Consider the following 22,932-nt stretch of genomic DNA (forward strand, 5'->3'; position numbering starts at 1 on the left):
CGCCCCATGTTTCGCGCCACCCTCGCCCGTCGCCTTCTAAGTGTGTTCCTCGCCTGCGCCCTGCCCGCCCTGGCCGTGGCCGATAACGGCAAGCCGCTGCGCATCGGCATCACCCTGCACCCGTACTACAGCTACGTGAGCAATATCGTCGGTGACAAGGCCGAGGTGGTGCCGCTGATTCCGGCCGGCTTCAACCCCCATGCCTACGAGCCACGGGCCGAGGACATCAAGCGCATCGGTACCCTGGACGTGATCGTGCTCAACGGCGTCGGCCATGACGACTTTGCCGACCGGATGATCGCCGCCAGCGAAAAACCCGCCATCGCCACCATCGAATCGAACAGCAACGTACCGCTGCTGGCCGCCACCGGCGTGGCCGCGCGCGGCGCCGGCAAGGTGGTCAACCCGCACACCTTCCTGTCGATCAGCGCCAGCATCGCCCAGGTCAACAACATCGCCCGCGAACTGGGCAAGCTCGACCCGGACAACGCCAAGTACTACAGCCAGAACGCCCGCGCCTACGCCAAGCGCCTGCGCAAGCTGCGTGCCGAAGCCCTGGCCCAGGTCACCGAAGCGCCGGGCGCCGAATTTCGCGTGGCGACCATCCACGCCGCCTACGACTACCTAGTGCGCGAGTTCGGCCTGGAAGTCACCGCCGTGGTAGAACCGGCCCATGGCATCGAGCCCAGCCCGAGCCAGCTGAAAAAGACCATCGACCAACTCAAGGCCCTGGATGTGAAGGTGATCTTCTCGGAGATGGACTTCCCTTCGGCCTATGTCGAAACCATCCAGCGCGAGTCAGGGGTGAAGATCTACCCGCTGACGCACATCTCCTACGGCGAATACAGCAAGGAGAAGTACGAAGTCGAGATGAAGCGCAACCTCGACACCGTGGTGCGGGCGATCAAGGAGTCCCAGGCATGACCGTGGCCCAGCCGCTGCTCAACCGCGCCTGCGGGCCGGACATTGCCTTCGCCGAGGTCGACCTGACCCTGGGCCGCACGCGCATCCTCGACAAGGTCAGCTTCAACGTTGCCGCCGGCAGCGTGCATGCGCTGGTCGGGCCCAATGGCGGCGGCAAGAGCTCGCTGATCAAGACCCTGCTCGGGCAGATGCCGCACCAGGGCCAGTTGACCCTGACCTGGCCGGGCGACCAGCAGATCATCGGCTACGTACCCCAGGCCCTGGAATTCGACCGTGGCCTGCCAATGACCGTGGACGACTTCATGGCCGCCATGTGCCAGCGCCGCCCGGCCTTTCTCGGCCTGTCAGCCAAGGTGGCGCCGGCCATCGACGCGGCGCTGCAGCGGGTGGGCATGCTCGACAAGCGCAAGCGGCGCATGGGCGCGCTCTCCGGGGGCGAGCGCCAGCGCGTGCTGCTGGCCCAGGGGCTGATCCCGGCGCCGCAATTGCTGGTGCTTGATGAGCCGATGTCGGCGCTGGACGAGGCCGGTATCCAGGTGTTCGAGCGCCTGCTCCACGAGTGGCGCGCTGCCGGCACCACGGTGCTGTGGATCGAACACGACCTGGAGGCCGTGGCACGCCTGGCCGACCGCGTTACCGGCCTGAGTCGCCGGGTGCTGTTCGATGCGCCGCCGAAACAGGCACTGACCCCGGACCGCCTGCTCAGCCTGTTCTCCATCCACCCGCGCAGCGAGAGCACCGCCTGATGAACTACGAAGAATTTCGCCTGCTGATCCAGGGCTGGGCCACTGCCGGTTACCTGCCCGAGGCCCTGGCCTACGGCTTTGTGGTCAATGCCCTGCTCGCCGGCCTGATGATCGGCCCGGTGCTCGGCGGCCTTGGCACCCTGGTGGTGGTCAAGCGCTTTGCCTTCTTCTCCGAAGCGGTCGGCCATGCGGCGCTGACCGGCGTTGCCATTGGCATCCTGCTTGGCGAACCCTACACCGGTCCCTATGGCAGCCTGTTCGGCTACTGCCTGCTGTTCGGCATCCTGCTGAACTTTCTGCGCAACCGCACCGGGCTGTCGCCCGATACCCTGATCGGCGTGTTCCTCTCGGTATCCTTGGCCCTGGGCGCCAGCCTGCTGCTGATGCTGGCCGGCAAGATCAACGTGCACATCCTCGAGAACGTGCTGTTCGGCTCGGTGCTGACCGTCAGCGGCCAGGACCTGCTGGTGCTCGGCATCGTCGGCAGCCTGGTGCTGGCCCTGGCCTTGCCGCTGTACAACCGCATCATGCTGGCCAGCTTCAACCCGCAACTGGCGGCGGTGCGCGGCGTTGCGGTGAAGAGCCTGGACTACCTGTTCGTGGTGCTGGTGACCCTGGTCACGGTGGCGGCGGTGAAAGTCATCGGTGCAATTCTGGTCGGCGCCTTGCTGGTGATTCCGGCAGCGGCGGCGCGCTTGATCAGCCAGTCGCTCAAGGGCTTTTTCTGGGCTTCGGTGCTGATCGCCACCCTGAGCACTTTGGTAGGCATCCTGCTGCCGATCGTCTTCGACCTGCCGGTGCCTTCGGGTGCGGCGATCATCCTCGTCGCCGGCTGCTGCTTCGCCCTCGCCGCCCTCGCCCGCGGCCTTGTTCCACGCCTGCAAGGAAACCCGGCATGACCTTCAAACTCCAGCACCTGTGCCTGGCCCTGGCCCTGGCCGGCCTGCCGACCCTGAGCCTGGCCCAGAGCGCCCCGGCAGCGGCCAAACAACAAGCGGCCGGGGTGACCGTCCTGGCCTCACTGCCGGTGACCAACACCCTGGCCAGCGCCCTGCTCGACGGCACCTCGGTAAAACTGCAACGGGCAGCGCCGGCGAATATTCCGGCCTCGCGCCAGCCCTCGTACTTCAGCGGCCGCGGTGGTGCCAGCCTGCAGAAGGCTGCTGGCGGCGCCGATGCGGTGATCGGCCTGCGCTCGATCTGGAGCGACGACCCGTTGTACCCGGTGGCGCGGCGCAGCAATATCCGCATCGTCGAGATCGACGCCGCGCGCCCGGTCGATGGCGCCCTGCCGGGCATCGCCGTGCAGGGCAACAATGCCTTTGCCGGCTACCCGTGGCTGAACCCGAGCAACCTCGGGCGCATGGCCGATGTGCTGGCCAACGACCTGGGGCGCTTGAGCCCGGCCGACCAACCGAAAATCCAGAGCAACCTGGCGGCGCTCAAACGCCAGTTGCTCGAGCTCAGTGCCGGCAGCGAAGCGCGCCTGGCCGAAGCGGACAACCTCAGCGTGGTGAACCTGTCGGATCGCCTGGATTACCTGGTCAGCGGATTGAACCTGGACCTGATCGACCACCCGCAGGTGGCCGATGACCAGTGGGATGCGGCGGCGCTCAAGCGCCTGGGCGATGAGCTCAAGAACCAGGAGGTGGCGCTGGTGCTGCATCACAAGCAGCCGAGCAAGGAAGTCGCCGAGGTGATAGCTGCCTCCGGGGCCAAGCTGCTGGTGGTGGAGACCGATGCCCAGGATTCACTGGCGGGGTTGAAGGCCAGTGTCGAGCAAGTGGTGGGGGCTTTGGTCGCAGGCAATGGCTGAGGGTCTCATCGCGGGTCAAGCCCGCTCCCACAGGTCCGGTGTACGCAGATCTACTGTAGGAGCGGGCTTGACCCGCGATGCTCAACGTTTCATACAGCGCTGATAACGCTCATCAACGCGCTTGGCAAACCAGGCCGTGGTCAGTTTGCGGGTGATCTTCGGGCTTTTCAGTTCGATCCCCGGTAGCTGCGCCCGCGCCACCGCCTTGCCCGCCGCACCGTCGGCCAGGGCATACACGCCCTTGTACAGGCGGGTGTCTTCGAATTCCAGGCTATCGCCCTTCTCCAGCTGGTTGCGGATGCTGACATTGCGCAAGTCCAGCTTCTGCCCCAGGCGCCTGGCCGCCTGCTCGGTGCTGCCGGGCATGATCGCCCCCGGCGCGATCAGGTCGCCGTCGAGCGCCAGCTTCACCCCGGTAGCGCGGCTCAGGGCGCTCTGGAACGCCGCATTGCGGCTGGCGTACCAACCGGCATTGAAGTCGCCGAAGCGGTACAGCTGACGGTCATAGTGGGTGGGGTAACCGAGCAGGTGGGCGATGCCGAAATACATGCCGCCACGGCGGCTGAAGACCTCCTGGCGAATGGTTCCGGCATAGGTGTAGGGATAACCCTTGGCATGCTGCTCGGCAAAGTCGATGCTGACCTGCATCGGCCCGCCGGTACGCACCGGGTTCAAACCACCGAGCAGGGTCTTGCCCATGGGCAAGGCGCCGATCAGTTCGTCAAACAGGTCACTGAGCTGTTTTTCGCTGCGCACCGCATCAAGGCGCTGGCCGTAGGTTTTGCCACTTGCCGAGCGGGCCTGCAGGGTGGCGTCGATCAGCAGTTTGGGAATGTGCAGGCTGGCGGCGCGGCGGTCGATCTCTTGCCGGGCGATGCGACCCAGGCCCGGTACTTTCGGGTCGGCCTGGAAGGTTGATTCCTGCTCGGTGACCGCCAGTACCGCGCACAGGTTGCTCTTGCTGGCGCTGAGCTGCTGCGCGGCGAAGGCGCCCTGGATATCCCGCGCCCAACCTTCACGGTCGTTGGCGCTGGCCGGCAGCAGGCGCACGATCTGCGCGCGCACCTTGGCCGGGTCCTGCTCAGGGGCTTCACCCTGGGTGACGCAACCCTGAAGCGCCAGCAGCGCGCTGATCACAACCAGCCAACCGGTTACCTGCATAAGCCCTCCCGCCGCATCGGGCAATAGCTGCACAGTAGCGGCGCGCGGGCACGACTGCAATCAGCAGCCTGGTTTGCTCAGTTGCGTGCCGATGGTCACCGCCGTGATCGCCACCGGCTTGAAGCTCTGCAGGGCAGCCGGATCGAAGCTGCGCTCGCAGTTGTATTGGTTTTCCATGACGAAGTCTTCGCCCTTGTGCTTCTTCATCTCGTCTGCCCATTTGCTCGAGGCGGCGATGGCGGCGTCGTCGGTGAGCATGACCTCGGCCAGGACCTGGGTGAAGCCCACCGCATGCGGCCCTTCCCACAAGGCATACACCGACGGGTCGGCGGCGTTGCCACACATCTCCAGGCAGTCGGCGTAGAACTCCAGCGGGCCACCGGTGGATTCATGCAGGGCGGCGATGGTCAGCGGTTTGTTGGCCGCTGGCGCGAAGGTGCCGATGAACGAGCTGAGGTCGGCCTTGCAGGTCGGCGACAGCTCCAGGCGCAGGTCGTTGATGCTGCCGCCGGCGGCGTCGGCAGTAATTTCGCAGCCCTGTACCTTATAGGTGTGCTTGTCACCGAAGCTGGTGCGGGCAATGCCTGCGACCGACTCGAAGTACTTGAGGTTGGTGCCGAGCATTTCACCATTGAAGACCTGGGCAACGGTGGCCTGGGCCTGGGCAAACAAGGGCAGGCAGGCCAGGGCCAGGGTCGAGCCGATAGTCAGCAATGCACGCGGTTTCATCTGAACATCCTGTAAGTAATGAAGTGGCGCGCACTGTAATGCACAGCAGCGCGCAACACCACCACCTGCGGCTCAGGACAGGATGAGGTAGTCGCTGTACTGGGCCAAGGCTGCGTGCGGCCCCGGCTGCAGCGTCACATAGCGCCCGCCGACCTGGTCGACCGCCACGCAGTCGTCGACATCCAGCAGCGCGTCGGTGTGCGGTTTGCTCCAGTGCCGGGCCATCTGCTGCTTGCCCTTGGCCTTGGCTTGCTCTTTGTTGCTGGCGACCACCAGCAGGTAGTGATGCGCCTCGCCAAAGCAGCCCGGCTCGTAACCGCCAAGGTTGATGAAGTACAGGCGCGGCTCGCCCGGCGCCGGTTGCAGGTCCGACCAGCCCAGCTTGAAGCCCTCTACCCCGTCGACCTCAAGCCAGGAGTCGATATGCAGGCCCTTGGCGCTGCCGAACCACTGCTCGCGCAACTGCGGGTAACAGGCCGCCAGCGACGGCCCGACGACAAAGGCCACATCGTGCACCTCGATCCTGGCGCGCGGGTGCTTGCCGCCGAGCATCACCACATACAGCATCGAAGGTGTAGCGCTCACGGCTGTTCGCCCACCATGTAGGTCTTGCTGATGTGGCGAAACTGCTCATGGGCCGAACTGCCCATCAATTCGAACACCACCATCTCGCGGGTGACGATCTGCGCCCCGGCGGCGCGCATGCGGGCAATGCCGGCGTCACGGTTGTGGGCACCGCGACAGTCGCAGGCATCCTCGACCACGAACACCTGCTTACCCAGCTCAAGCAGGCCGAGCACGCTTTGCAAGACGCAGATATGGGTTTCCATGCCGCAGACGATCACCTGTTCGCGGGCCAGCAGCGCTGCCGGCAGGCACTCGGCAGCCACGCAGGAAAAGTGCAGCTTCTCGACCACCGCAGCGCCGGGCGAAGCCTCCTTGAGCTGCGCCACGGTCGGCCCCAGGCCCTTGGGATACTGTTCGGAAAACACCGTCGGCAGCCCCAGGGTAGCGGTCGCCGCCAACAGCCAGCGGGTGCGCGCGAGGGTGCCGGCCGGGTCGCTGACCGCGCCAATGAGTTTTTCCTGAACATCGATGACCAGCAAGCTGGCCTGGTTCGGCTTGATCAACATCCTCTGCCCCTGGGTTGCGGGTAAAGCCCAAGGCTCGCCCATCAGACCGCGCTGCGTCAATGCTCAAGCCGATGGGGCTCCAGGGCAGCACTGAGCACGCCGAGCACGCGCGCTTCATGCTCGTGAATGAAGAAGTGGCCACCGGGGAAAATCTCCAGCGAGAAGTCGCCGACACTCTCCTGGCGCCAGGCCAGCAGTTGCTCTTCGCTGGCCTTGTCGTCTTCCCCGCCGAGCACATGCACGGGGCAACGCAGCGGCGGGCGCTGGCGATATACGTAGCGTCCGCACAAGAGGAAATCGGCGCGCAGCACCGGCAGGGTCAGGCTCATCAGCTCCTGATTGGCCAGCACCTCTTCCGGCGTGCCTTGCAAGGTGCGCAACTCGTCGATCAATACTTCATCGCTCTTGGGCTCGCGCCACTTGCCGCCGTCGTAGTCTTCACGCCGGGTGGGCGCGGCCGTGCCGCAGGCGAACAGCGCCACCGGCGGCGGACAGCCCAGCGCCTGCAGCTCGTGGGCCAGCTCGAAGGCAAGCAAGGCGCCCAGGCTGTGGCCGAGCAAGGCATACGGCTGACTGGCCGCCAGCCGTTGCTCGCTGGCCAGCTGGCAGGCCAGCACCTGCATGTCGGTCAACAGCGGCTCGCCCAGGCGCGCGCCGCGCCCGGGCAGTTCCACCGGGCGCACCTGCAACCAGGCCGGCAGCTTGCGCCGCCAGCGGCTGTAGACCATGGCACTGGCGCCGGAATACGGCAGGCACAGCAGGGTCAATGCAGACACGGCCGCCCCTTACTGCGCCGCAGCGGTTTCGGCCATCTTCTGGCGCAGGCTCAAAGGACGCATATCGGTCCAGACTTCGTCGATGTAGGCCAGGCATTCTTTTTTCAGGCCGCTTTTGCCCACGGTCCGCCAGCCCGCCGGGATCGCCTTGTAGTCGGGCCAGATCGAATACTGCTCTTCGTGGTTGACCACCACCTGGAACACGATGTCTTCGCGGTCGAATACCGATGTCATTGCCTGTCTCCTCGATTGATTGGGCCCGTCACGCCAATGGCGTACGGTGGCTTTCAAGAGAACGAACGACAGGTGCAATAAATTAATCCGCGGTCACCAGCACACTGACCAGCTCACAACGCTGGAACGGTCCCGAAGCCTGGCTTTCGCCGCTGACCACTACCTGCACGCTGTAGGAGCCCGGCACCGGGGTGTCGAGCCAGGTACCGAGTTGACCGGCGCCGCTGCCCAGGTGCACCACCCGTTCCTGATGGGCGAGGATGTCCAGTTCCGGCAGCAAGGTATGACGCAGCGCAGCCAGGCGCGCCAGGGGTTCGGCGATGCCCTGGGCGCGGTCGAACGGCAGCGCCTGCACGGTGTAGAGCTGGTCATCGTATTTGATCAGGGCGTCGGCCAGGCTGATGGTCGGCCCCTGCACGATGGCATGGGCGCGGACATTGCTGAGCACTTCGCCACCGGCCTCCAGGTGCGCCGTCAGCGTCAGCGGCTGGCCGGCCGTGTGCCGCGCGGCCATCTCCACGCTCAGACGAATGTCGGCCAGGCCGCTGCGCACCGTTGCCCCGTGCTGCAACGCCCCGGCGGTGCAACTGATCGATTGCCCGCTGCCGGCGAACTCGACCTGCAGGTACCATTGCCCCGGTGCCGGCTGGGGAATATTGAAGATGACAAAACCGGCGCCGATGATGCTCGGTGCCCGCAGGCTGACGGCGCCGCTGGGGTCGACCAGGCTTACCGACAGCTGATTGCCGCGCGGGCTGGCGCTGGTGTAGCTGACTTCGCGGCGCGACCACACCAGCGACAATTGCGCAGCCCCCGGGCGCTGGCCGATCACCACCGGAATCAACTGGTAGCCATGCTGGGCGATATCGCACAACTGGTTGCTCAGCAACGCCGCCCTGGCACTGGAGGCGCGGATCTGGTTGTAGACCTTCATCAAGTCCACCGCCCGCGGCGCATAGAAGTAGCGACCACCGGTGCGCTGGGCAATCTGCTGCAACAGGTGCTGGTCTGCCTGCGGGCCGAGGGCGCAGGCCATCACCGGGTAGATCGGCAGCACCTCCAGCGGTGACGGCCCGTCGTTGTGCTGGCCGTCGCTGAGCAGCACGCAGGCGCGGGACAGCCGCGAGGCGTCGAGAAAACTGCGACTGTGCTGCAAGCCCAGGCCGATGGCGCTGGACAGCCCGTCAAAGGCCAGCCCGGCGACCGCGGTGGCGGCGCTGGCGGTGATGTTGAGCAGCGGGTCGACCGTGGCCAGGCCGCCGTTGCCGGTGAATACCGTGCGCGCCTTGTGGTCACAGGCGACCACCGCGAGCTTGTCGCCGGCCTTATGCAGGCGCAGGAACGCCTGGGTGTCGATCAGCGCCTGCTCGACGTGCCCATATTGGCTCATGCTTTCCGATATATCGATGATCGGCACAACTGAAACGGTGCTCATGCCCTGTGCTCCCTGCTCATGGGCTGTTTCTGGATCATAGCCACGGTGAATACCCTGTCAAACCGCTTAACTGACATAACGCCACCATTGGTCGCCTGAGGCTACGGCCGGCAAAAGTCGCCCGGGTAGCTATATTGAAGCGCTGAGCTTGCCCTCCGTCCGCAACCTTCAGAGGTGCCTATGTACACCATCGGTTATGCAGCGCAACGGCCCGACGCGCCGCTCGCCCCCTTCCCGTTCGAACGCCGCGAGCTGCGCAGCAACGACGTAGCCATGGAGATCCTCTACTGCGGGGTGTGCCACTCCGACCTGCACCAGGCCCGCGACGACTGGGGCATCAGCCGCTACCCGATCGTGCCCGGGCACGAGATCGTCGGCCGGGTCACGGCAATCGGCAGCGCAGTAAAACGCTACAAGGTCGGCGACGCCGTGGCGGTGGGGTGCATGGTCGATTCCTGCCAGCAGTGCGACCAATGCCGCAAGGGCGAAGAGCAACTGTGCCGCGAGACCAACACCCAGACCTACAACGGCCTGGACCGCATAACCAAGGCGCCGACCTACGGCGGTTACTCCAAGCACCTTGTGGTGCGCGAGGAATTCGTTCTGCGCGTGCCCGATGGCCTGGACCTGGCCAAGGCGGCGCCGCTGCTGTGCGCCGGGATCACCACCTACTCGCCGCTGCGCACCTGGAATGTCGGCCCCGGCAGCCGGGTGGCGGTGCTGGGCCTGGGCGGCCTGGGCCATATGGCGGTGAAACTGGCCGCCGGCATGGGCGCCGATGTCACCGTGGTCAGCCGCAGCGCCGACAAACTCGCCGACGCCCTGGCCCTGGGTGCCGACCAGCTGCTGGTGTCTGCCGACGCCAAGGCCATGGCCAGCGCCCGTTCAAGCTTCGACCTGATCATCGACACCATCCCGGTGCGTCACGATGTGTCGCCCTACATGGCCTTGCTCGACATCGACGCCACCCTGGTGATCGTCGGCCAGGTCGGGCCGATCGATGAGCAACAGACCGTACCCTTGATCCTCGGCCGCCGGCGCCTGGCCGGCTCGCCGATTGGCGGGATTGCCCAGACCCAGGAGATGCTCGACTTCTGCGCCAAGAAGAACATCCTGCCCGACTGCGAAATGATCCGCATGGAGCAGATCAACGAGGCCTTCGAGCGCATGGAGCGCTCCGATGTGCGCTACCGCTTCGTCATCGACATGGCCTCGTTGCAGGCGCCTGCCAAGGTTTGATGGCGCCGCCAGGGCCCAGGCGGGCGATGGCTGGCGGCAGGGGCCGGGCATCCGGCATGTGCGCTGGTGATGCAGTGGTTTGCCGAGCAGAGCGGTGGCTGATCCTGTTACATTCTGTGCCTACTCCACCTTCTAGAGCCTGAAAATGGATCTTCACGCACTGCTTGCCTTCACCCTGGTTGCCGCGATTGCCATCGCCAGCCCTGGCCCCGCCACGCTGATGGCGATCAACAACAGCCTGGCCTACGGGCCGCGTTTCGCGGTGTGGTCTTCACTGGGCAATGCCAGCGGGCTGTTCTGCCTGTCAGCGGCGGCCATGCTCGGCCTCGGTGCCCTGCTGGCCAGCTCCGAATGGCTGTTCAACGCGGTGAAGATCCTCGGCGCCGGCTACCTGTTCTACCTCGGTGCCAAACAGCTGATGAAAAAGAGCCCGATGCTGGCGAGCGACGTTGCCGCAGGCCAGGAACAGGTAAAGCCATCGCGCTTGAAGCTGTACAAATCGGCGTTCCTCACCGCTGCCACCAACCCCAAGGCAACGATGTTCTTCACCGCGCTGTTCCCGCAGTTCATCGACCAGAGCGCCGCACTGCTGCCGCAGTTCCTGATTCTCACGGCGATCTTCATGGCCTTGTCGCTGACCTCGCTAAGCCTGTACGCCGCCCTCGCCTCGCGGGCCAAGGGCGTCCTGACCCGGCCGGCGTTCTCGCGCTGGGTGAACCGGGTGGTGGGTTCGACGTTTATCTGCTTTGGCGCGGCGATCCTGACCATGCGCCGTCAGGGCGCTTGATCCGCAGAGCAGCGTAAACCTTGTGGGCGCTGGCCTTGCCAGCGATCGAACGCGTAGCGGTCGCAAGTCGGGCAATAATTGATGTGTTGACTGAAACGGCCGCATCGCTGGCAAGCCAGCTCCCACTGGTTCTACATCGCCGCGCCGCTTCTTGATACATGCCTGCGCTTGAATACCCAACTCAACCCCGCTACCCTAACGCAGTCGCTGCCAATTCAGCGACCGGGTGTGCAAGCCCGAACGATGTGGAGCAATCAGTACCTTGAGACCTTCCCGGCGTGCCTTTTTGGCCGTGGAATTGTTTTATGGTGGCTGTGCGTGGGAGACCTTCGGGTCTGCCGGGTTCTATATCCTCGGTCTTGCACACCTGCGCACAGCTGCCACCCATTCGTGTGCAAGCGGATGCTGGCAGTTTCCTGGCTGATATAGGAGATGCAGCATGATCAAGATCGTTCCTGATCCACCGCCAGCCGGCGCCCTTCCCCACACTGCCGCCACGCCTTTCGGCGCCTGTGCTGCAGGTCATCCTCCGTTGTTTTCTGTACGCCCCGGAATTGAGGCACATGACGCGCTGGTGCACGCGTCGATGTATTTGCGTTGCGCCCATGACACGGGCATGCAGACATGCGACAAGGTTGATGCCGACGCCCGTGGAATGATTTGGGCGACACTGCACTCGGTCGAAATGGCCAAGGGACTGGTGGATGCCTTGCTTGATGGGATCGAGGCACAAGCCTTGGAGCGCAAGGCAGCCAGGTAATAATAAAGGGCGATGCAAGCGCCTGGTTTTGGGGCCGCAGGTGCGGCCCATCGCTGGCAAGGCCAGCCCCACACAAGTTTTGCGTCCAGCCTCCAAAGACCATCAAGCCCCGACTCTCCGGGCTGGACATCAATACTGGCCACTTAGTAGCATCCAATGAACAGGTCCGCGTAACTCAATACGACTATCACCAGCCAGGGAGGCTGAATGAACACGATTGTCCATCGACCCATCCTCGCAGCTCTACGCTCCAACCTCAGCTGGTCCGATACCTGGCAGGGCCCTGATCAAGGTCTGATCCGCTGCTGGGAGGCTGGTCGTGAACGAGCCTTCAAACATCCTGACATTGCCCAGCGCTGCATCGCCGGTGAGCTCCCCGTGCTGGGCTGGAAAGGTGGTGTCGAACGCGCCTTGAAGAAGCTCGAAAAGTTCGGCTCGCTCAAGTATCTGGCTCAATGGCAAGGTTTACGTGGTGACGACCTGCATATCGATACCACAACAGAACTGACGATTATTTGCAGCCGCACAGAGATGGTCGTGACGTTCACGTCCGAGCAAAGCAAATACTTCAATTCACAGGTTGAAAGCGAAGAGTAAGGAAGCTTGCATCATGGTCGACTTGCATCAGGAATTCGAACACAGTCGTTTCTACCACCAGGCCCGTATCGACCGACGCTCGGCGGACGCCTTGCTCGGAATTGCCGCTGGGCTCACGGCAGATAACACCATCAACCAGCGAGAGGCTGAGTTCCTAAAAAACTGGATCGAGCATCATCTGGCCCATCTGGATGATCCAGTGATCAACCTGCTCTACCGGCGCCTGGCCAATATGCTCAGCGATGGAATTCTGGATGCCGACGAGTCGGTGGAGTTGTTGGAGATACTCCAGCAATTTACTGGCGCCCCCAGTAATAGTCCTCGCCCTTTTACTGCGCCCACCACACTCCCCCTCAATGATCCTGCACCGGCCCTCGACTGGTCAGATAGGGTCTACCTTTTTACTGGCGCCATGGCCTATGGGCCACGTAAAGAGTGTGAGGCCCTCATGCTAGAACGCGGAGCCTTGATCGGCGGATCGGTGAGCAAAAAGGTGCACTTCCTGGTGGTGGGGAGTGTCGGGAACGAGCAATGGCTGCACAGTAGTTACGGTACGAAGATCAAGAAGGCTGTGGAGATAAGAGAGGCTGGGGGCGGGATCGCGATTGTTAGCGAGGAGCATTGGCAGAAGGCGGTATTTGGGCAAAATTGACCCTAACAAGAAAACTTCGCTAACACTCCACTCACCGCCTGCCAGAGCGATTAGCCCGCACACTAAAAAAGAGAAAACGATGCCTGAGAAAAAATCCTCCTATGTAAAAAATGGACGCTTAGGTGAGGTGCTAGCCCTGATACAGGTTTTGGCTTACGACCGTAATACTAGTCGTAGCGAAGCGGGTTTGAAGGATGAGTTAAAAGAAAAACCGGAGTCAGAAAACTCGTGGATAAACCTTGCTAAAAACCACCCAGAACTCTTCCGTGTTCGCGAAGAACAGGGGGCTATTGATAGAGTATCCCTAGTTTCACGCTACGTTCTCCCCCACACGACAGAAAACGGAAAAAAAGTGAGACCTCCGCTGGACACCTCTGTAGTTAACAAATTAATCGAAGTAGCGATCGAGCTCCATGATCGAGAAAGAAAGCATGCCGAACGCTGGAAGATTTTTATTCCTATGCTAGTCGCAGCCATCAGCGCTAGCGCCGCGATCACCGCAGCCTTAATATCCAAAATTTAACCTCCCAGAAAATCATAAAACTTTTCGGAGCCCCAACAATGCTTGAATACTTTAAATACATAGCCCCACTTGCAACCTTTGCATTAGGTATATGGGCAACACCGCTAATAGAAAACAGAAAAGAGAAGGCAAAGGCCAAGACCATCTTCAACAACCTCAGCTTGGAGCTCGACGACGAGCTAATCGAGCTTGAAGCAAGGCTAAAGAAAATGGCCACCGCGCTGATATCACTAAAGAAACTAAAAAATGGAGAACCCGAGATAGGCCAACCATTCTACTATGTCCCTAGAGATACAATCTGTCAGTTCCTGAAGCCCGCAACCGAGACATCTTTTAGGCGCTTCAACAAAAGCCAGCGCTTTGCAATCAAGTCACTCAGCGTCCAGATAGAAGCGATTAATGGCTACAGAACTCAAATAAAAAACACCCAAGCCACACACGAAACATTCGACGAAGTTATCAAAACCTACAAGCGTTACTTGTACACCGGCAGTTGCATGCTTAACACCATGCGCATAATTTCAGGCAACCCTCAAGCCAATTTAAGCGGCGACGACAACGCAATAATCAATGCAGTCTTGAGCGAGTTAAAGACCGAGCTAAACGCGAGTGATCTCATCATTACCTCAACCCTCCAAGTAGAGAGCCCGAGTAAAAATCAGCCAACGCTAGCGATTCGCTAGCCTTGGCAACCCACTCAATGCCTCCTGCGCTGAAAACCTGCTGGCCCTCAAGCTGGCGCAACGTGCCCGGCATCGACTACAGCGCGCCGACCCTTGACCTGCAGGCCCTTGTGCCGAAAGCCGGCGACAAGACCTGGGCGCAGTTCGACCGGCACGATGCTGTGCAGGCTGGCGAGACCGTGCAACTGCTATGGTGCCCGCCGCTGTCCGCCGTCAATGGCTGGAGCGAACAGCCTTCGGAAATTGCCCAGAGCTATTTGCTCAAGGCAAAGGTGCTCTGCAGCAGGGGCGACAGCCATGAACTCGACATCCTTGGTAGCGAGCAACTACTGCCCATGCTCAGGTCGCTGCCACGCGAGCAGAGCGCCTGGTCGCTGGGGCAAATCGCTACTGAACAAGGGCCGATCATTGCCCTGGAGGAAGCCTGCTGGAGTGCCCGCGCGGTGGTCGGGGGGCTGACCTACCTGAGTGCCTGCACGCCGTTTGAAGCGCATATGGAACTGCTGCTCGAGGTGACAGGCGATGAGGTTTTCGGGCTGTTCTCGGCGCATGTCGACCCGGGCGGCGCTTTCTATTCGTTTGGCCGGCGCACACTGGAAGGTCGGGAGCTCATGGCGGTTGAGCAGGCGCTGAAGGTTGCTCGGCCACTCAAAGACCTACACGACAGCTACCTGCGAAGCTAAGGGCCTACTGGCCAAGCAACTCCCGCGACATCAACCACTGCGCCTTGCCCCAGGCCTCGAACTGCTCGCGCACGCTCCAGCCGCGTTTGGCGTAGTACGCGCTCTGGTCATGGGTGTGCAGGTACAGGGTGGCCACGCCGCGCTCCCGGGCCTGCTGGCAGATTCCTTCAATCAGTTTTTCCGCCAGGCCTTGCCCGCGCGCTTGCGGTTCAACCAGCACACACGCAAGCCAGGGCCCAAGCTCCGGGCGCCCGGGCAAGTCGTCGCGAGCCAGCGCCGCACCGCCAAGCAAGCGCCCATCGTGCAGCGCCACCAGGCATTGCCAGTCGCCATTGCGCTGGCCCTCGGCAAACTCGCGCTGCCATTGCTTGAGCGGGATACCGGCGTATTCGTAGCTGAATTGCCGGTACAGCCGCTCAGCGAAGGTGTCGCAGTGCTGCATGTGCTGTTCAAGCCATTCCAGGTTCGGCATGTGATGTCCTTTTTTGTGTTTTGGCTCAGGCGCCAGAGCGCTCGGGCAACAGGCTACGGTCAAACACGAACGGCGTCTCGGCTTTTGGCGTGTGTTCGAACAGTTGCTGCGGCCGGCCCATTTTCGGGAAGTTCTTTTCGCCGGTGTCGCGAATCCAGCCTTCGTCCTTCATGCGCTCCAGGCGCTTGCGCAGGGAGGTGTTGTTGACCGGGTGACCCAGGCAGGCCTGCACCGCGTTCAGGGCGTCGAGCACGGTGAATCGCTCCGGCGCCAGGTACAGCGGCAGGTTGGTGTACACCGCCTTGGAGGCCAGGCGCTCGCAGGCCAGTTGCACCAGCAGGTTGTGGTCGAACGGCAGTACCCGCTTGCGGCCGATGACGCTGGCGACGTCGACAAAGCACAGCTGCTCGCTGCCGGCCTCGACCTGCGGGCCGAGCAAGGCCAGGTAGTAGGTGCTCATCGACCAGCCGCGCGGGTCGCGAAAGGCATTGCCTTCGGTGCCCACCTGTTCCAGGTGACGCGGCAAAATCCGCGCTTTTTCGCTCATCGCCCGGTCCGCCGCGGCCGCCAGGGTGTTGTCCGGGGTGCGGCCGTTGACGATCACCCCCGGCAGCGCCCATTCACCTTCGTGGGGCGCGCGCTCGCGCCGGTACAGCAACACTTGCAGCTGTTTGCTTTCGGGATGCAGGCGCAACGCGACGATGTCGACGCTGGCCAGTACTTCTGCAGCACTCACTGTGGACTCCTATACACCTCAAACTCGTCAACGATGTCGGCCAGGCACCAGGCCGCCGGCAGCGCCTGGCCACTGCGCAGGCCGGCGCGGATCGCCGAGCTGTGCACGCCCAGTTGCTCCTCGGCCACCAGCAGGCCGAAGTCCGCCAGCAGTTCCTGGCCTCGGTAAAAGCCCGCGACATTGGCCTGGTTATCCTCGCCGATGACCAGGGCGATATCAGCGCGGGCAATACCGCTGCGCTCGCTCAAGGCACAGAGCAAATCATAGCTGTACACCGCCCCGCCCTCGCCGCCCAGCTCGCGCTCCACCGCCGAGCAACTGACCCGCGGGTTATCCAGGCGCGCGATCAGCCGTTGCAACCAGCGCCAGCGCAGGTCGAAGTCGACCATGCGCTTGCCATGGGCATGCCGGTAACTGGGCACCACGAGCACCTGCTCGGCCCACTGCAGCGCCCGGGTGATCACGCTCAAATGCCCGGGGTGCGGCGGGTCAAAGGCCCCACCGTAGACCGCCAGGCGAAACCTTGCCGGGCCCGACTCATATATTTCACTATGCATACTATATCCACCATGATTGCTTGTGAAAAAGAAAAAGCGGTTGACATATATATTACACCTAGTGAATTATGTGTCCACACCCAGCGCAGGAGGCACCGCATGAAAATCGCCAGCTTCGATGTCGACGCCCAGAACGGCTTCACCGACAACGCCCCCAATGAGTTACCGGTACCCGGCGGCGCCGAGATCGCCCCGGCCCTCAACGCCATGGCCGAACGCGCCAGCCTGCGCATCGGCAGCAAGGATGCGCACACGCCAAAAGCCGCCTGGGTGGTCGGCAGCCACGCCGAGATGCTGCAGCCGCTGGGCATGGCCAACGCCGACCTGACCTGGGTCAGCCACTGCGTACCGGGCACGCCGGGCTTCGAGCTGCTGGCCGGTCTGCCCGCGCCGATCGACTACGACTTTTTCGTGTGGAAAGGCATCGAGCCCGACCTGCACCCTTACGGCGCCTGCTACCACGACCTGGCCAACCGCCGCTCCACCGGAGTCATCGAATACCTCAAGGTGCACGGTGTGCAGGCGGTGATCGTCGGCGGCCTGGCCCTGGATTTCTGCGTCAAGAACACCGCCCTGCAATTGCAGGCTGCAGGCTTGCAGGTGTTCCTCTATCAACCGGCGTGCCGGGCGATTTGCGCCCAGGGCGGCGCCGAGGCTCTGGCCGAGATGACCGGGCACGGCGTGATCGCCTGCGCCGACCTCGCCAGCCTCGACCAGCAACTGAACGCATTCAAGGGAGCATGAACATGAGCGAGAGCGTCTTCGGCCCAAGCATCATCCAGAACCTGCTGGACACCGACTTCTACAAAATCACCATGATGCAGGCGGTACTGCACAACTACCCCAACGCCGAGGTGGAATGGGAGTTCCGCTGCCGCAACAGCGAAGACCTGACCCCGTACCTGGCCGAGATCCGCTACCAGATCGAGCAACTGGCCGAGGTCTCGATCACTCAGGATCAACTGGCGTACCTGGGGCGCATCCCCTTCATCAAGCCGGACTTCATCCGCTTTCTCAGCCTGTTCCGCTTCAACCTGCGCTACGTGCACGTTGGCATCGATGACGCCGGACAACTGGCAATCCGCCTGCGCGGACCCTGGCTGCACGTGATCCTCTACGAGATCCCGTTGCTGGCAATCGTCTCGGAGGTGCGCAACCGCTACCGCTACCGCGAAGTGGTGATGGAGCAGGTCGGCGAGCGCCTGTACCAGAAACTCGACTGGCTCAAGGCCGAAGCGTCGCCTGCGGAACTGGCCGGCCTGCAACTGGCTGATTTCGGCACCCGCCGGCGCTTTTCCTACCGGGTCCAGGAGCACGTGGTACACACCCTCAAGCAGGATTTCCCGGGGCGTTTTGTCGGCACCAGCAACGTGCACCTGGCCCGCGAGCTGGACATCAAGCCGATCGGCACCATGGCCCACGAATGGTTCATGGCCCACCAGCAACTGGGCCCGCGGCTGATCGACAGCCAGGTCGCCGCGCTGGAATGCTGGGTCAAGGAATACCGCGGGTTGCTGGGCATCGCCCTGACCGATTGCATCGGCATGGACGCCTTCCTCAAGGACTGCGACCTGTACTTTGCCAAGCTGTTCGACGGCCTGCGCCACGACTCCGGCGACCCGTTGCTCTGGGCCAACAAGGCCATCGCCCACTACGAAAAACTCGGTATCGACCCCAAGAGCAAGACCCTGGTGTTTTCCGATGGCCTGAACTTCGCCAAGACCCTGCACCTGTACCGCGAGCTCAGCCCGCGGATCAACGTCAGCTTCGGCATCGGCACCAACCTGACCTGCGACATTCCAGGTGTTGAGCCGATGAACATCGTGATCAAGATGACCGCCTGCAACGGCGCGCCGGTGGCGAAGATCTCCGACAGCCCGGGCAAGACCCAATGCCGCGACGAGAACTTCGTCAGCTACCTCAAGCACGTGTTCAAGGTCGAAGGCCAGTGAAGGAGCAGCACATGAACAGTCGTCAGATCGAGATTGCCCAGGCCCTGGGCGTGGTGGCGCCCTTCGCAGACGGTGCTGCAGTGGCGAGTGAGATCCGCCAGCGCATCGACTTCATCAAGCAGACCCTGCTCGATGCGCGCTTGAAGGTGTTGGTGCTGGGCATCAGTGGCGGCGTCGACTCGTCAACCGCCGGGCGCCTGGCGCAGCTGGCGGTCGAGCAATTGCGCAGCGAGCAGGCCGATAACGGCTACCGCTTCATCGCCATGCGCCTGCCGTACAACACCCAGCACGACGAGCCCGATGCCCAGGCGGCACTGGCCTTTGTCGGCGCCGATGAGTGCGTGACGGTGAACATTGCCGACGGCGTTCAGGGCCTGGCCGGGCAGTTGCCGCAACTGGCCACGCTTGCCGACGGCCAGCGGGATTTTGTCCTCGGCAACGTCAAGGCACGCCTGCGCATGCTCGCTCAGTACACCCTGGCCAATGCCCGCAATGGCCTGGTGATCGGCACCGACCATGGCGCCGAAGCGGTGATGGGGTTTTTCACCAAGTTCGGTGACGGCGCCTGCGACCTGGCGCCGCTGAGCGGGCTGGGCAAAGGCCAGGTGCGGGCCATCGCCGCCGCCCTCGGTGCGCCTGAACACCTGGTACACAAGGTGCCGACCGCCGACCTTGAAGAGTTACGCCCGGGCCTGGCCGACGAGCAGGTCTACGGCGTCAGCTACGCGCAGATCGATGCCTTTTTGCACGGCGAAGAGGTCGATGACGCCGTGGCCACAACCATCATCAGTGCCTACGACAAGACCCGGCACAAGCGCGAATTGCCCAAGGCACCCAAGACAAGTTTCGCTACAATGCCGCCACCTTGAATGGACTCACCGGAGATTGTTGTGCAACGTCTGATCATCACCACGCTGGCAGCCGCGACCCTCACTGGCTGCGCGACGCCTTCCAAGGACAGCCTCGACCAGTACATCGGCAACATGCTCGCCCAGCCGCTGTCGGCCAACAGTTTGTATCGCGAAGGCGATGTGCTGAGTTTCCAGATCAAGGTACCGGCCAACAACGGCTTGAGTGATCGCAGTTTCCAGCTCGAAGCCTCGTGCATCGAGCCGAACGTGGCGATCATGTACCTGGACGCCGACCAGCGTGCCTACTTCAAAAGCACCAGCGGCTATGCCCCACCGCAGCCGATGCCGGCTCGCTACCATGCCACCCTGCTGAATAACCCCAGCTTCGCCCAGGCCTGCAAGGCTCAAGCAAAGCCCGACTGGCGCAAGCTTAAAGGTGAAGAGGGCGAGCCATGGGTGCTGGTCGAGCGCAACAGCATCGCCAAAATCGGCGACGAGGTCAGCCTGTGGGCCGCCTTCGACCAGCCGAGCATCCTCCTCGACCTGCCGTACAACGCCCCCTACGCGCAAAAGCGTGAGCATCACCGCTTCAACTGCAGCACCGGCACCTACACCCTGCTGGCCGGCTACGATGTCGATGCCGACAACCGGGTCACCGACGGCATGGTCCCCTCACTGCCCAAGCCCGCGCCTGTGGCTGGCAGCAACGCCGATTACCAGGCGCTGTACGATCTGGCCTGCGCAACGCCGGACAAACTCGCGCAACTGGCGCCGTTCAGCCCGCGCTTCAAGGCACCGATCGTCACCGGGGTGATGCCGCCGGTCAGCCCGTCGGTGATGGTCGCCCTCGAGCGCCTGCAACTGCCCACGCCGGTGCAGCCGCTAACCTACCTGGAAACCGTCGGCACCTCGACCATGAAAGGCAAGACGTCGCCCATGCGCGAAGAGCACTTTCTCTCCGTCGATGCCAACAGCCGCCAGCAAGTGCTGATCCTGCGTGGCAAAGGCTATGAGGCGCAAAATGTCACCTGGCGCGGATTGATCCCGCTGGTAAGCAAAAGCGACTTTACCGGCATGAGTGAAAGCAGCGCGCTGACCAGCCTGAGCTTCAAGGGTGACTGGAAGACCATGGCGGTGGGCAGCAAACTCAGCTATTCACAGCAAGGTGTGACCAACAACAGCGTGATTGGCCAGTACGACAAGGATCTGAAGATCACCGAGTGCACCGTGCAACAGCAACTGCCGGCCAACACCCTCAACGCCAGCTTGAGTGGCAATGCCAAGGCACTCGACTGCAGCGTAAAGGGTGACGAGTACAAACGCGTGAATCACCTGTTCTACCTGGAAGACTACGGCTACTTCTTCAATGCCAGCACCGACAAGAACGCCTTTTACTACAGCGACCTGCGTCTGCAAACGGTGAAGTGAACCCGTTGGGGCCCTCTCAACTCCAAGCCACGAGTTGATCACAACCCTGGCACAATGATTTGCACCGACGGCGATCCTTGTACAGAATCGCCGCCTTTGCCTCGAAAGGATGCGTGCAATGAAGTTCGAAGGGACTTTCCAATACATGGGCCAACACGGGATCGTCTTCAACGTCTCGCAGATCACCCTCACCGACAGCGAACGCGGGCGCCTGCGTGAGCTGCATTTTGGCGAAGCGAAAAGCGCTCACTATGAAGTGAACAGCAAGGTGGTCGAGGTCTACGACAAGATGCTCGCCAAGAACCTGCCGTGCACCATGATGATCGGCATCTCCAAGCCGTTGACCCGCCAGCAGGGCGACGTGCTCAATGCCCAGCGCACCAAGGTCGCCAACCTCGCCGCCTCGGCCTTCGCCGGCGCCGCCAGTTCCGTCGCCTCGCCCTATGTCGGCGTCCCGGTGGGTGCCGGTGTGCGCATGTACGCCAACGAAATCCTGCCCACCTACCATGCAGGCGACGTGCTGGTCAGCATTGAAGCGCGGGTCAACGGCGGCATCGGCCCGCAGAGCACCATTTCGACCCTGATCATCAAGACCTGAGTGGAGCCGCACATGTCCGAGATTACCCAGCTGGTTCTGGCCCTGGTGCTGTTCTTTTTGCTCGATCGCTTTCTCAAGCCCTACCCGCTGCGCAAGTGGCTGGGCCTGGCGCTGGTGGCCGCTGGCGCGGTCGGCTGCGTAGCGGCAAGCCAGGCCCGCCTGCTGGGGGCCGACCTGGGGCTGCTGTCGATCTTCGCCGTCGCCTTGGGTGTAGGGCTGTTCCTCAAACGTCGTCGGTTTGCGCCGGTTGGCTGAGCGTTTCCTGGGGCTGATCGCTAATTTGGGATCGGTCCTACCTTGATACCGGAGTAGTACGACATACGCCCGAAATTGATTTGGGCATCTTTCCCTGCACGTCGATGAGGTGCGCCTGGCGCGTCTGTATTACACAGGGAAGGTTGTTGTGCAGATCGAAAAAACCTATGAGTACGCCGGTCCTCACGGAATAGTTTTCCATGTTTCCAAGTTCGTTGTTACGGAGGGTGATCGCGGACAGCTGCGAGAACTTCACTTTCCCGAAGCGAAAAACGGGAACTATGAAGTTGTTCAAAGAACAGTCGCGATTTATGACAGGATGCAAGCACGTAGTCGCGCCTGCACCATGACCATTAGAATTTCAAGACCACTGACTCGCGTGCAGGGCGATATCCTTAACGAACAACGTCACAAAATTTCCAACGCTTCTAGCTCCAGCGCCAGCAGGATTGCAATGCTTGCCGGACCCGCTTTCACCATTCCGGTGGCAATCTTGACCCGTTTTTTTGTAAGCGGCTCATTACGTACCTATCACACAGGGGACCTGATCATAAGCATTGAGGCTCGTGTCGACGGGGGCATCGGTCCACAATTTTCAACTGACTCGATAATCATACCGACCGCAGGTCTGGCCCCATGAATGAGTATCTTCAGTACACAATCCTCTTGACTCTATTTTACCTGCTGTACTTCTTAGTCAAACCTTATCGTCTACGAAAGCGCTGTGGCATCGTACTGTTTTTCGGCGGCACGATTGCCAGCTACCTGCTCCCTACCCGGGCAGGTTCATTGGATATCGAATTCATCGCCATCTGCATATCAGGAGCCGGCGGCGCGCTCTTCATGACGCGACGCAAGTATCTCGAACAGGGCTGACTTAATTGACCTCATCGGACCCAACGAACAACTTCCTCAGTGACCATCAAGAATCAAGGCTAAAAACACATGATGGAATTCGGTCAATTTTTTATCGCCTTCGTATTCTTCGCACTGATTGAGCGCCTGCTCAAACCCTCCAAGCTACGAAAATGGCTAAGTTTGACATTCTTGCTGAGCGGCCTGCTGGGTAGAGTCACGCTGAGCGAAAAAAGTTACTGGGGCGGCTTTGATCTGTATCTGGTTTCGCTTTTTGCAATTGTCGGAGGACTTGAGTTGTTCTTCAGACGCAACCGCCACGAAGACGATGACTGAGCAGAGCACACATC

General features: G+C 62.2%; 31 protein-coding genes. 21 read left to right on the forward strand and 10 right to left on the reverse strand.

The window, feature by feature from the left end:
- Positions 1 to 6 precede the first annotated feature (6 nt).
- Genes LOY34_RS17625 through LOY34_RS17640 form a run of 4 tightly spaced genes read left to right on the forward strand, consistent with a single transcriptional unit; the run spans position 7 to position 3,486 of the window.
- The gene (locus LOY34_RS17625) at positions 7 to 924 is read left to right on the forward strand and encodes a metal ABC transporter substrate-binding protein (protein ID WP_045194619.1); all 918 of its coding nucleotides are present in this window, start codon (positions 7 to 9) and stop codon (positions 922 to 924) included.
- Positions 921 to 1,670, forward strand: coding sequence for a metal ABC transporter ATP-binding protein (locus LOY34_RS17630; protein ID WP_045194621.1), 750 nt, complete (start codon positions 921 to 923; stop codon positions 1,668 to 1,670). The genes LOY34_RS17625 and LOY34_RS17630 overlap by 4 nt, the downstream gene beginning before the upstream one ends.
- Positions 1,670 to 2,569, forward strand: coding sequence for a metal ABC transporter permease (locus LOY34_RS17635; RefSeq protein WP_045194622.1), 900 nt, complete (start codon positions 1,670 to 1,672; stop codon positions 2,567 to 2,569). The genes LOY34_RS17630 and LOY34_RS17635 overlap by 1 nt, the downstream gene beginning before the upstream one ends.
- Positions 2,566 to 3,486 carry a metal ABC transporter solute-binding protein, Zn/Mn family gene (locus tag LOY34_RS17640; protein ID WP_045194625.1) on the forward strand — a complete coding sequence of 307 codons (921 nt, stop codon included), beginning with the start codon at positions 2,566 to 2,568 and terminating at the stop codon, positions 3,484 to 3,486. The genes LOY34_RS17635 and LOY34_RS17640 overlap by 4 nt, the downstream gene beginning before the upstream one ends.
- An 81-nt stretch (positions 3,487 to 3,567) precedes the next feature.
- Here LOY34_RS17640 and LOY34_RS17645 read toward each other — a convergent pair whose 3' ends face one another.
- From LOY34_RS17645 to LOY34_RS17675, 7 genes are all read right to left on the reverse strand, one after another.
- Positions 3,568 to 4,647 (reverse strand): DUF1615 domain-containing protein, encoded by a 1,080-nt coding sequence (locus tag LOY34_RS17645; RefSeq protein WP_258663769.1) that lies wholly within the window; start codon positions 4,645 to 4,647, stop codon positions 3,568 to 3,570.
- A 60-nt stretch (positions 4,648 to 4,707) separates the two neighbouring features.
- On the reverse strand, positions 4,708 to 5,376 hold the full coding sequence (locus tag LOY34_RS17650) for a hypothetical protein (RefSeq protein WP_195884616.1): 669 nt from the start codon (positions 5,374 to 5,376) through the stop codon (positions 4,708 to 4,710).
- A 72-nt stretch (positions 5,377 to 5,448) separates the two neighbouring features.
- On the reverse strand, positions 5,449 to 5,943 hold the full coding sequence (locus LOY34_RS17655; RefSeq protein ID WP_195886022.1) for a DUF1543 domain-containing protein: 495 nt from the start codon (positions 5,941 to 5,943) through the stop codon (positions 5,449 to 5,451).
- Between the two features lie 14 nt (positions 5,944 to 5,957).
- The gene (locus LOY34_RS17660; RefSeq protein WP_045194633.1) at positions 5,958 to 6,509 is read right to left on the reverse strand and encodes a hydrolase; all 552 of its coding nucleotides are present in this window, start codon (positions 6,507 to 6,509) and stop codon (positions 5,958 to 5,960) included.
- A 56-nt stretch (positions 6,510 to 6,565) separates the two neighbouring features.
- The gene (locus LOY34_RS17665; protein ID WP_258663772.1) at positions 6,566 to 7,285 is read right to left on the reverse strand and encodes a thioesterase II family protein; all 720 of its coding nucleotides are present in this window, start codon (positions 7,283 to 7,285) and stop codon (positions 6,566 to 6,568) included.
- 9 nt (positions 7,286 to 7,294) lie between these two features.
- Entirely contained in the window at positions 7,295 to 7,519 is a 225-nt protein-coding gene (locus LOY34_RS17670; protein ID WP_038994517.1) for an MbtH family protein, read from the reverse strand.
- An 82-nt stretch (positions 7,520 to 7,601) separates the two neighbouring features.
- Entirely contained in the window at positions 7,602 to 8,954 is a 1,353-nt protein-coding gene (locus LOY34_RS17675) for a VWA domain-containing protein (protein ID WP_195884618.1), read from the reverse strand.
- Positions 8,955 to 9,134: 180 nt separating this feature from the next.
- Between LOY34_RS17675 and LOY34_RS17680 the strand changes: the two genes are divergently transcribed.
- The 8 genes from LOY34_RS17680 to LOY34_RS17715 all read left to right on the forward strand — a co-directional run bounded on the left by LOY34_RS17680 (position 9,135) and on the right by LOY34_RS17715 (position 14,878).
- Positions 9,135 to 10,193 (forward strand): NAD(P)-dependent alcohol dehydrogenase, encoded by a 1,059-nt coding sequence (locus tag LOY34_RS17680; protein ID WP_195884619.1) that lies wholly within the window; start codon positions 9,135 to 9,137, stop codon positions 10,191 to 10,193.
- 145 nt (positions 10,194 to 10,338) lie between these two features.
- Positions 10,339 to 10,980, forward strand: coding sequence for a LysE family translocator (locus LOY34_RS17685; protein WP_195884620.1), 642 nt, complete (start codon positions 10,339 to 10,341; stop codon positions 10,978 to 10,980).
- A 439-nt stretch (positions 10,981 to 11,419) separates the two neighbouring features.
- Positions 11,420 to 11,740, forward strand: coding sequence for a DUF6124 family protein (locus LOY34_RS17690; protein WP_195884621.1), 321 nt, complete (start codon positions 11,420 to 11,422; stop codon positions 11,738 to 11,740).
- Positions 11,741 to 11,947: 207 nt separating this feature from the next.
- Positions 11,948 to 12,337 (forward strand): hypothetical protein, encoded by a 390-nt coding sequence (locus LOY34_RS17695; RefSeq protein WP_195884622.1) that lies wholly within the window; start codon positions 11,948 to 11,950, stop codon positions 12,335 to 12,337.
- 13 nt (positions 12,338 to 12,350) lie between these two features.
- On the forward strand, positions 12,351 to 12,989 hold the full coding sequence (locus LOY34_RS17700) for a BRCT domain-containing protein (RefSeq protein WP_195884623.1): 639 nt from the start codon (positions 12,351 to 12,353) through the stop codon (positions 12,987 to 12,989).
- A 79-nt stretch (positions 12,990 to 13,068) separates the two neighbouring features.
- Positions 13,069 to 13,512 (forward strand): hypothetical protein, encoded by a 444-nt coding sequence (locus tag LOY34_RS17705; protein ID WP_195884624.1) that lies wholly within the window; start codon positions 13,069 to 13,071, stop codon positions 13,510 to 13,512.
- A gap of 38 nt (positions 13,513 to 13,550) precedes the next feature.
- Positions 13,551 to 14,195, forward strand: a complete 645-nt coding sequence (locus LOY34_RS17710) for a hypothetical protein (protein ID WP_195884625.1) — start codon at positions 13,551 to 13,553, stop codon at positions 14,193 to 14,195.
- Positions 14,196 to 14,212: 17 nt separating this feature from the next.
- Positions 14,213 to 14,878: a hypothetical protein gene (locus tag LOY34_RS17715; protein WP_230090882.1), complete on the forward strand. Its 666-nt coding sequence runs from the start codon at positions 14,213 to 14,215 to the stop codon at positions 14,876 to 14,878.
- A gap of 4 nt (positions 14,879 to 14,882) precedes the next feature.
- Here LOY34_RS17715 and LOY34_RS17720 read toward each other — a convergent pair whose 3' ends face one another.
- From LOY34_RS17720 to LOY34_RS17730, 3 genes are read right to left on the reverse strand one after another with little or no spacing between them, the layout of a single operon-like run.
- Positions 14,883 to 15,350 (reverse strand): GNAT family N-acetyltransferase, encoded by a 468-nt coding sequence (locus LOY34_RS17720; protein ID WP_045194653.1) that lies wholly within the window; start codon positions 15,348 to 15,350, stop codon positions 14,883 to 14,885.
- Between the two features lie 25 nt (positions 15,351 to 15,375).
- Positions 15,376 to 16,086, reverse strand: coding sequence for an NrtR DNA-binding winged helix domain-containing protein (locus LOY34_RS17725; RefSeq protein ID WP_093381042.1), 711 nt, complete (start codon positions 16,084 to 16,086; stop codon positions 15,376 to 15,378).
- The gene (locus tag LOY34_RS17730) at positions 16,083 to 16,643 is read right to left on the reverse strand and encodes an adenylyltransferase/cytidyltransferase family protein (RefSeq protein WP_195884627.1); all 561 of its coding nucleotides are present in this window, start codon (positions 16,641 to 16,643) and stop codon (positions 16,083 to 16,085) included. The genes LOY34_RS17725 and LOY34_RS17730 overlap by 4 nt, the downstream gene beginning before the upstream one ends.
- Positions 16,644 to 16,742: 99 nt before the next feature.
- Here LOY34_RS17730 and LOY34_RS17735 point away from each other — a divergent pair, with 99 nt between their 5' ends.
- The 9 genes from LOY34_RS17735 to LOY34_RS17775 all read left to right on the forward strand — a co-directional run bounded on the left by LOY34_RS17735 (position 16,743) and on the right by LOY34_RS17775 (position 22,918).
- Positions 16,743 to 17,387 carry a nicotinamidase gene (locus LOY34_RS17735; protein WP_093381037.1) on the forward strand — a complete coding sequence of 215 codons (645 nt, stop codon included), beginning with the start codon at positions 16,743 to 16,745 and terminating at the stop codon, positions 17,385 to 17,387.
- A gap of 2 nt (positions 17,388 to 17,389) precedes the next feature.
- Positions 17,390 to 18,595: a nicotinate phosphoribosyltransferase gene (gene pncB, locus LOY34_RS17740; RefSeq protein WP_045194661.1), complete on the forward strand. Its 1,206-nt coding sequence runs from the start codon at positions 17,390 to 17,392 to the stop codon at positions 18,593 to 18,595.
- Between the two features lie 11 nt (positions 18,596 to 18,606).
- Positions 18,607 to 19,464, forward strand: coding sequence for an ammonia-dependent NAD(+) synthetase (nadE, locus tag LOY34_RS17745; protein WP_195884628.1), 858 nt, complete (start codon positions 18,607 to 18,609; stop codon positions 19,462 to 19,464).
- Positions 19,465 to 19,485: 21 nt separating this feature from the next.
- Entirely contained in the window at positions 19,486 to 20,874 is a 1,389-nt protein-coding gene (locus LOY34_RS17750) for a hypothetical protein (RefSeq protein ID WP_195884629.1), read from the forward strand.
- A gap of 118 nt (positions 20,875 to 20,992) precedes the next feature.
- Positions 20,993 to 21,472: a hypothetical protein gene (locus tag LOY34_RS17755; protein ID WP_045194668.1), complete on the forward strand. Its 480-nt coding sequence runs from the start codon at positions 20,993 to 20,995 to the stop codon at positions 21,470 to 21,472.
- A gap of 12 nt (positions 21,473 to 21,484) precedes the next feature.
- The gene (locus LOY34_RS17760) at positions 21,485 to 21,727 is read left to right on the forward strand and encodes a hypothetical protein (protein ID WP_093381029.1); all 243 of its coding nucleotides are present in this window, start codon (positions 21,485 to 21,487) and stop codon (positions 21,725 to 21,727) included.
- Positions 21,728 to 21,875: 148 nt separating this feature from the next.
- Complete coding sequence (locus LOY34_RS17765; protein WP_195884630.1) at positions 21,876 to 22,367, forward strand: hypothetical protein; 492 nt, start codon at positions 21,876 to 21,878, stop codon at positions 22,365 to 22,367.
- Complete coding sequence (locus LOY34_RS17770; protein ID WP_195884631.1) at positions 22,364 to 22,603, forward strand: hypothetical protein; 240 nt, start codon at positions 22,364 to 22,366, stop codon at positions 22,601 to 22,603. The genes LOY34_RS17765 and LOY34_RS17770 overlap by 4 nt, the downstream gene beginning before the upstream one ends.
- A gap of 69 nt (positions 22,604 to 22,672) precedes the next feature.
- Positions 22,673 to 22,918 (forward strand): hypothetical protein, encoded by a 246-nt coding sequence (locus tag LOY34_RS17775; protein ID WP_195884632.1) that lies wholly within the window; start codon positions 22,673 to 22,675, stop codon positions 22,916 to 22,918.
- Positions 22,919 to 22,932 lie beyond the last annotated feature (14 nt).

Origin of the sequence: Pseudomonas sp. B21-009 (genome assembly GCF_024749345.1) — a bacterium.
Classification (GTDB): domain Bacteria; phylum Pseudomonadota; class Gammaproteobacteria; order Pseudomonadales; family Pseudomonadaceae; genus Aquipseudomonas.

Excerpts from the sequence above, each read along its gene's own strand:
- LOY34_RS17625 (WP_045194619.1), top strand. The coding sequence starts at position 7 with ATGTTTCGCGCCACCCTCGCCCGTCGCCTTCTAAGTGTGTTCCTCGCC.
- LOY34_RS17630 (WP_045194621.1), top strand. The coding sequence starts at position 921 with ATGACCGTGGCCCAGCCGCTGCTCAACCGCGCCTGCGGGCCGGACATT.
- LOY34_RS17635 (WP_045194622.1), top strand. The coding sequence starts at position 1,670 with ATGAACTACGAAGAATTTCGCCTGCTGATCCAGGGCTGGGCCACTGCC.
- LOY34_RS17640 (WP_045194625.1), top strand. The coding sequence starts at position 2,566 with ATGACCTTCAAACTCCAGCACCTGTGCCTGGCCCTGGCCCTGGCCGGC.
- LOY34_RS17645 (WP_258663769.1), bottom strand. The coding sequence starts at position 4,647 with ATGCAGGTAACCGGTTGGCTGGTTGTGATCAGCGCGCTGCTGGCGCTT.
- LOY34_RS17650 (WP_195884616.1), bottom strand. The coding sequence starts at position 5,376 with ATGAAACCGCGTGCATTGCTGACTATCGGCTCGACCCTGGCCCTGGCC.
- LOY34_RS17655 (WP_195886022.1), bottom strand. The coding sequence starts at position 5,943 with ATGCTGTATGTGGTGATGCTCGGCGGCAAGCACCCGCGCGCCAGGATC.
- LOY34_RS17660 (WP_045194633.1), bottom strand. The coding sequence starts at position 6,509 with ATGTTGATCAAGCCGAACCAGGCCAGCTTGCTGGTCATCGATGTTCAG.
- LOY34_RS17670 (WP_038994517.1), bottom strand. The coding sequence starts at position 7,519 with ATGACATCGGTATTCGACCGCGAAGACATCGTGTTCCAGGTGGTGGTC.
- LOY34_RS17675 (WP_195884618.1), bottom strand. The coding sequence starts at position 8,954 with ATGAGCACCGTTTCAGTTGTGCCGATCATCGATATATCGGAAAGCATG.
- LOY34_RS17680 (WP_195884619.1), top strand. The coding sequence starts at position 9,135 with ATGTACACCATCGGTTATGCAGCGCAACGGCCCGACGCGCCGCTCGCC.
- LOY34_RS17685 (WP_195884620.1), top strand. The coding sequence starts at position 10,339 with ATGGATCTTCACGCACTGCTTGCCTTCACCCTGGTTGCCGCGATTGCC.
- LOY34_RS17690 (WP_195884621.1), top strand. The coding sequence starts at position 11,420 with ATGATCAAGATCGTTCCTGATCCACCGCCAGCCGGCGCCCTTCCCCAC.
- LOY34_RS17695 (WP_195884622.1), top strand. The coding sequence starts at position 11,948 with ATGAACACGATTGTCCATCGACCCATCCTCGCAGCTCTACGCTCCAAC.
- LOY34_RS17700 (WP_195884623.1), top strand. The coding sequence starts at position 12,351 with ATGGTCGACTTGCATCAGGAATTCGAACACAGTCGTTTCTACCACCAG.
- LOY34_RS17705 (WP_195884624.1), top strand. The coding sequence starts at position 13,069 with ATGCCTGAGAAAAAATCCTCCTATGTAAAAAATGGACGCTTAGGTGAG.
- LOY34_RS17710 (WP_195884625.1), top strand. The coding sequence starts at position 13,551 with ATGCTTGAATACTTTAAATACATAGCCCCACTTGCAACCTTTGCATTA.
- LOY34_RS17715 (WP_230090882.1), top strand. The coding sequence starts at position 14,213 with ATGCCTCCTGCGCTGAAAACCTGCTGGCCCTCAAGCTGGCGCAACGTG.
- LOY34_RS17720 (WP_045194653.1), bottom strand. The coding sequence starts at position 15,350 with ATGCCGAACCTGGAATGGCTTGAACAGCACATGCAGCACTGCGACACC.
- LOY34_RS17730 (WP_195884627.1), bottom strand. The coding sequence starts at position 16,643 with ATGCATAGTGAAATATATGAGTCGGGCCCGGCAAGGTTTCGCCTGGCG.
- LOY34_RS17735 (WP_093381037.1), top strand. The coding sequence starts at position 16,743 with ATGAAAATCGCCAGCTTCGATGTCGACGCCCAGAACGGCTTCACCGAC.
- pncB (WP_045194661.1), top strand. The coding sequence starts at position 17,390 with ATGAGCGAGAGCGTCTTCGGCCCAAGCATCATCCAGAACCTGCTGGAC.
- nadE (WP_195884628.1), top strand. The coding sequence starts at position 18,607 with ATGAACAGTCGTCAGATCGAGATTGCCCAGGCCCTGGGCGTGGTGGCG.
- LOY34_RS17755 (WP_045194668.1), top strand. The coding sequence starts at position 20,993 with ATGAAGTTCGAAGGGACTTTCCAATACATGGGCCAACACGGGATCGTC.
- LOY34_RS17760 (WP_093381029.1), top strand. The coding sequence starts at position 21,485 with ATGTCCGAGATTACCCAGCTGGTTCTGGCCCTGGTGCTGTTCTTTTTG.
- LOY34_RS17770 (WP_195884631.1), top strand. The coding sequence starts at position 22,364 with ATGAATGAGTATCTTCAGTACACAATCCTCTTGACTCTATTTTACCTG.
- LOY34_RS17775 (WP_195884632.1), top strand. The coding sequence starts at position 22,673 with ATGATGGAATTCGGTCAATTTTTTATCGCCTTCGTATTCTTCGCACTG.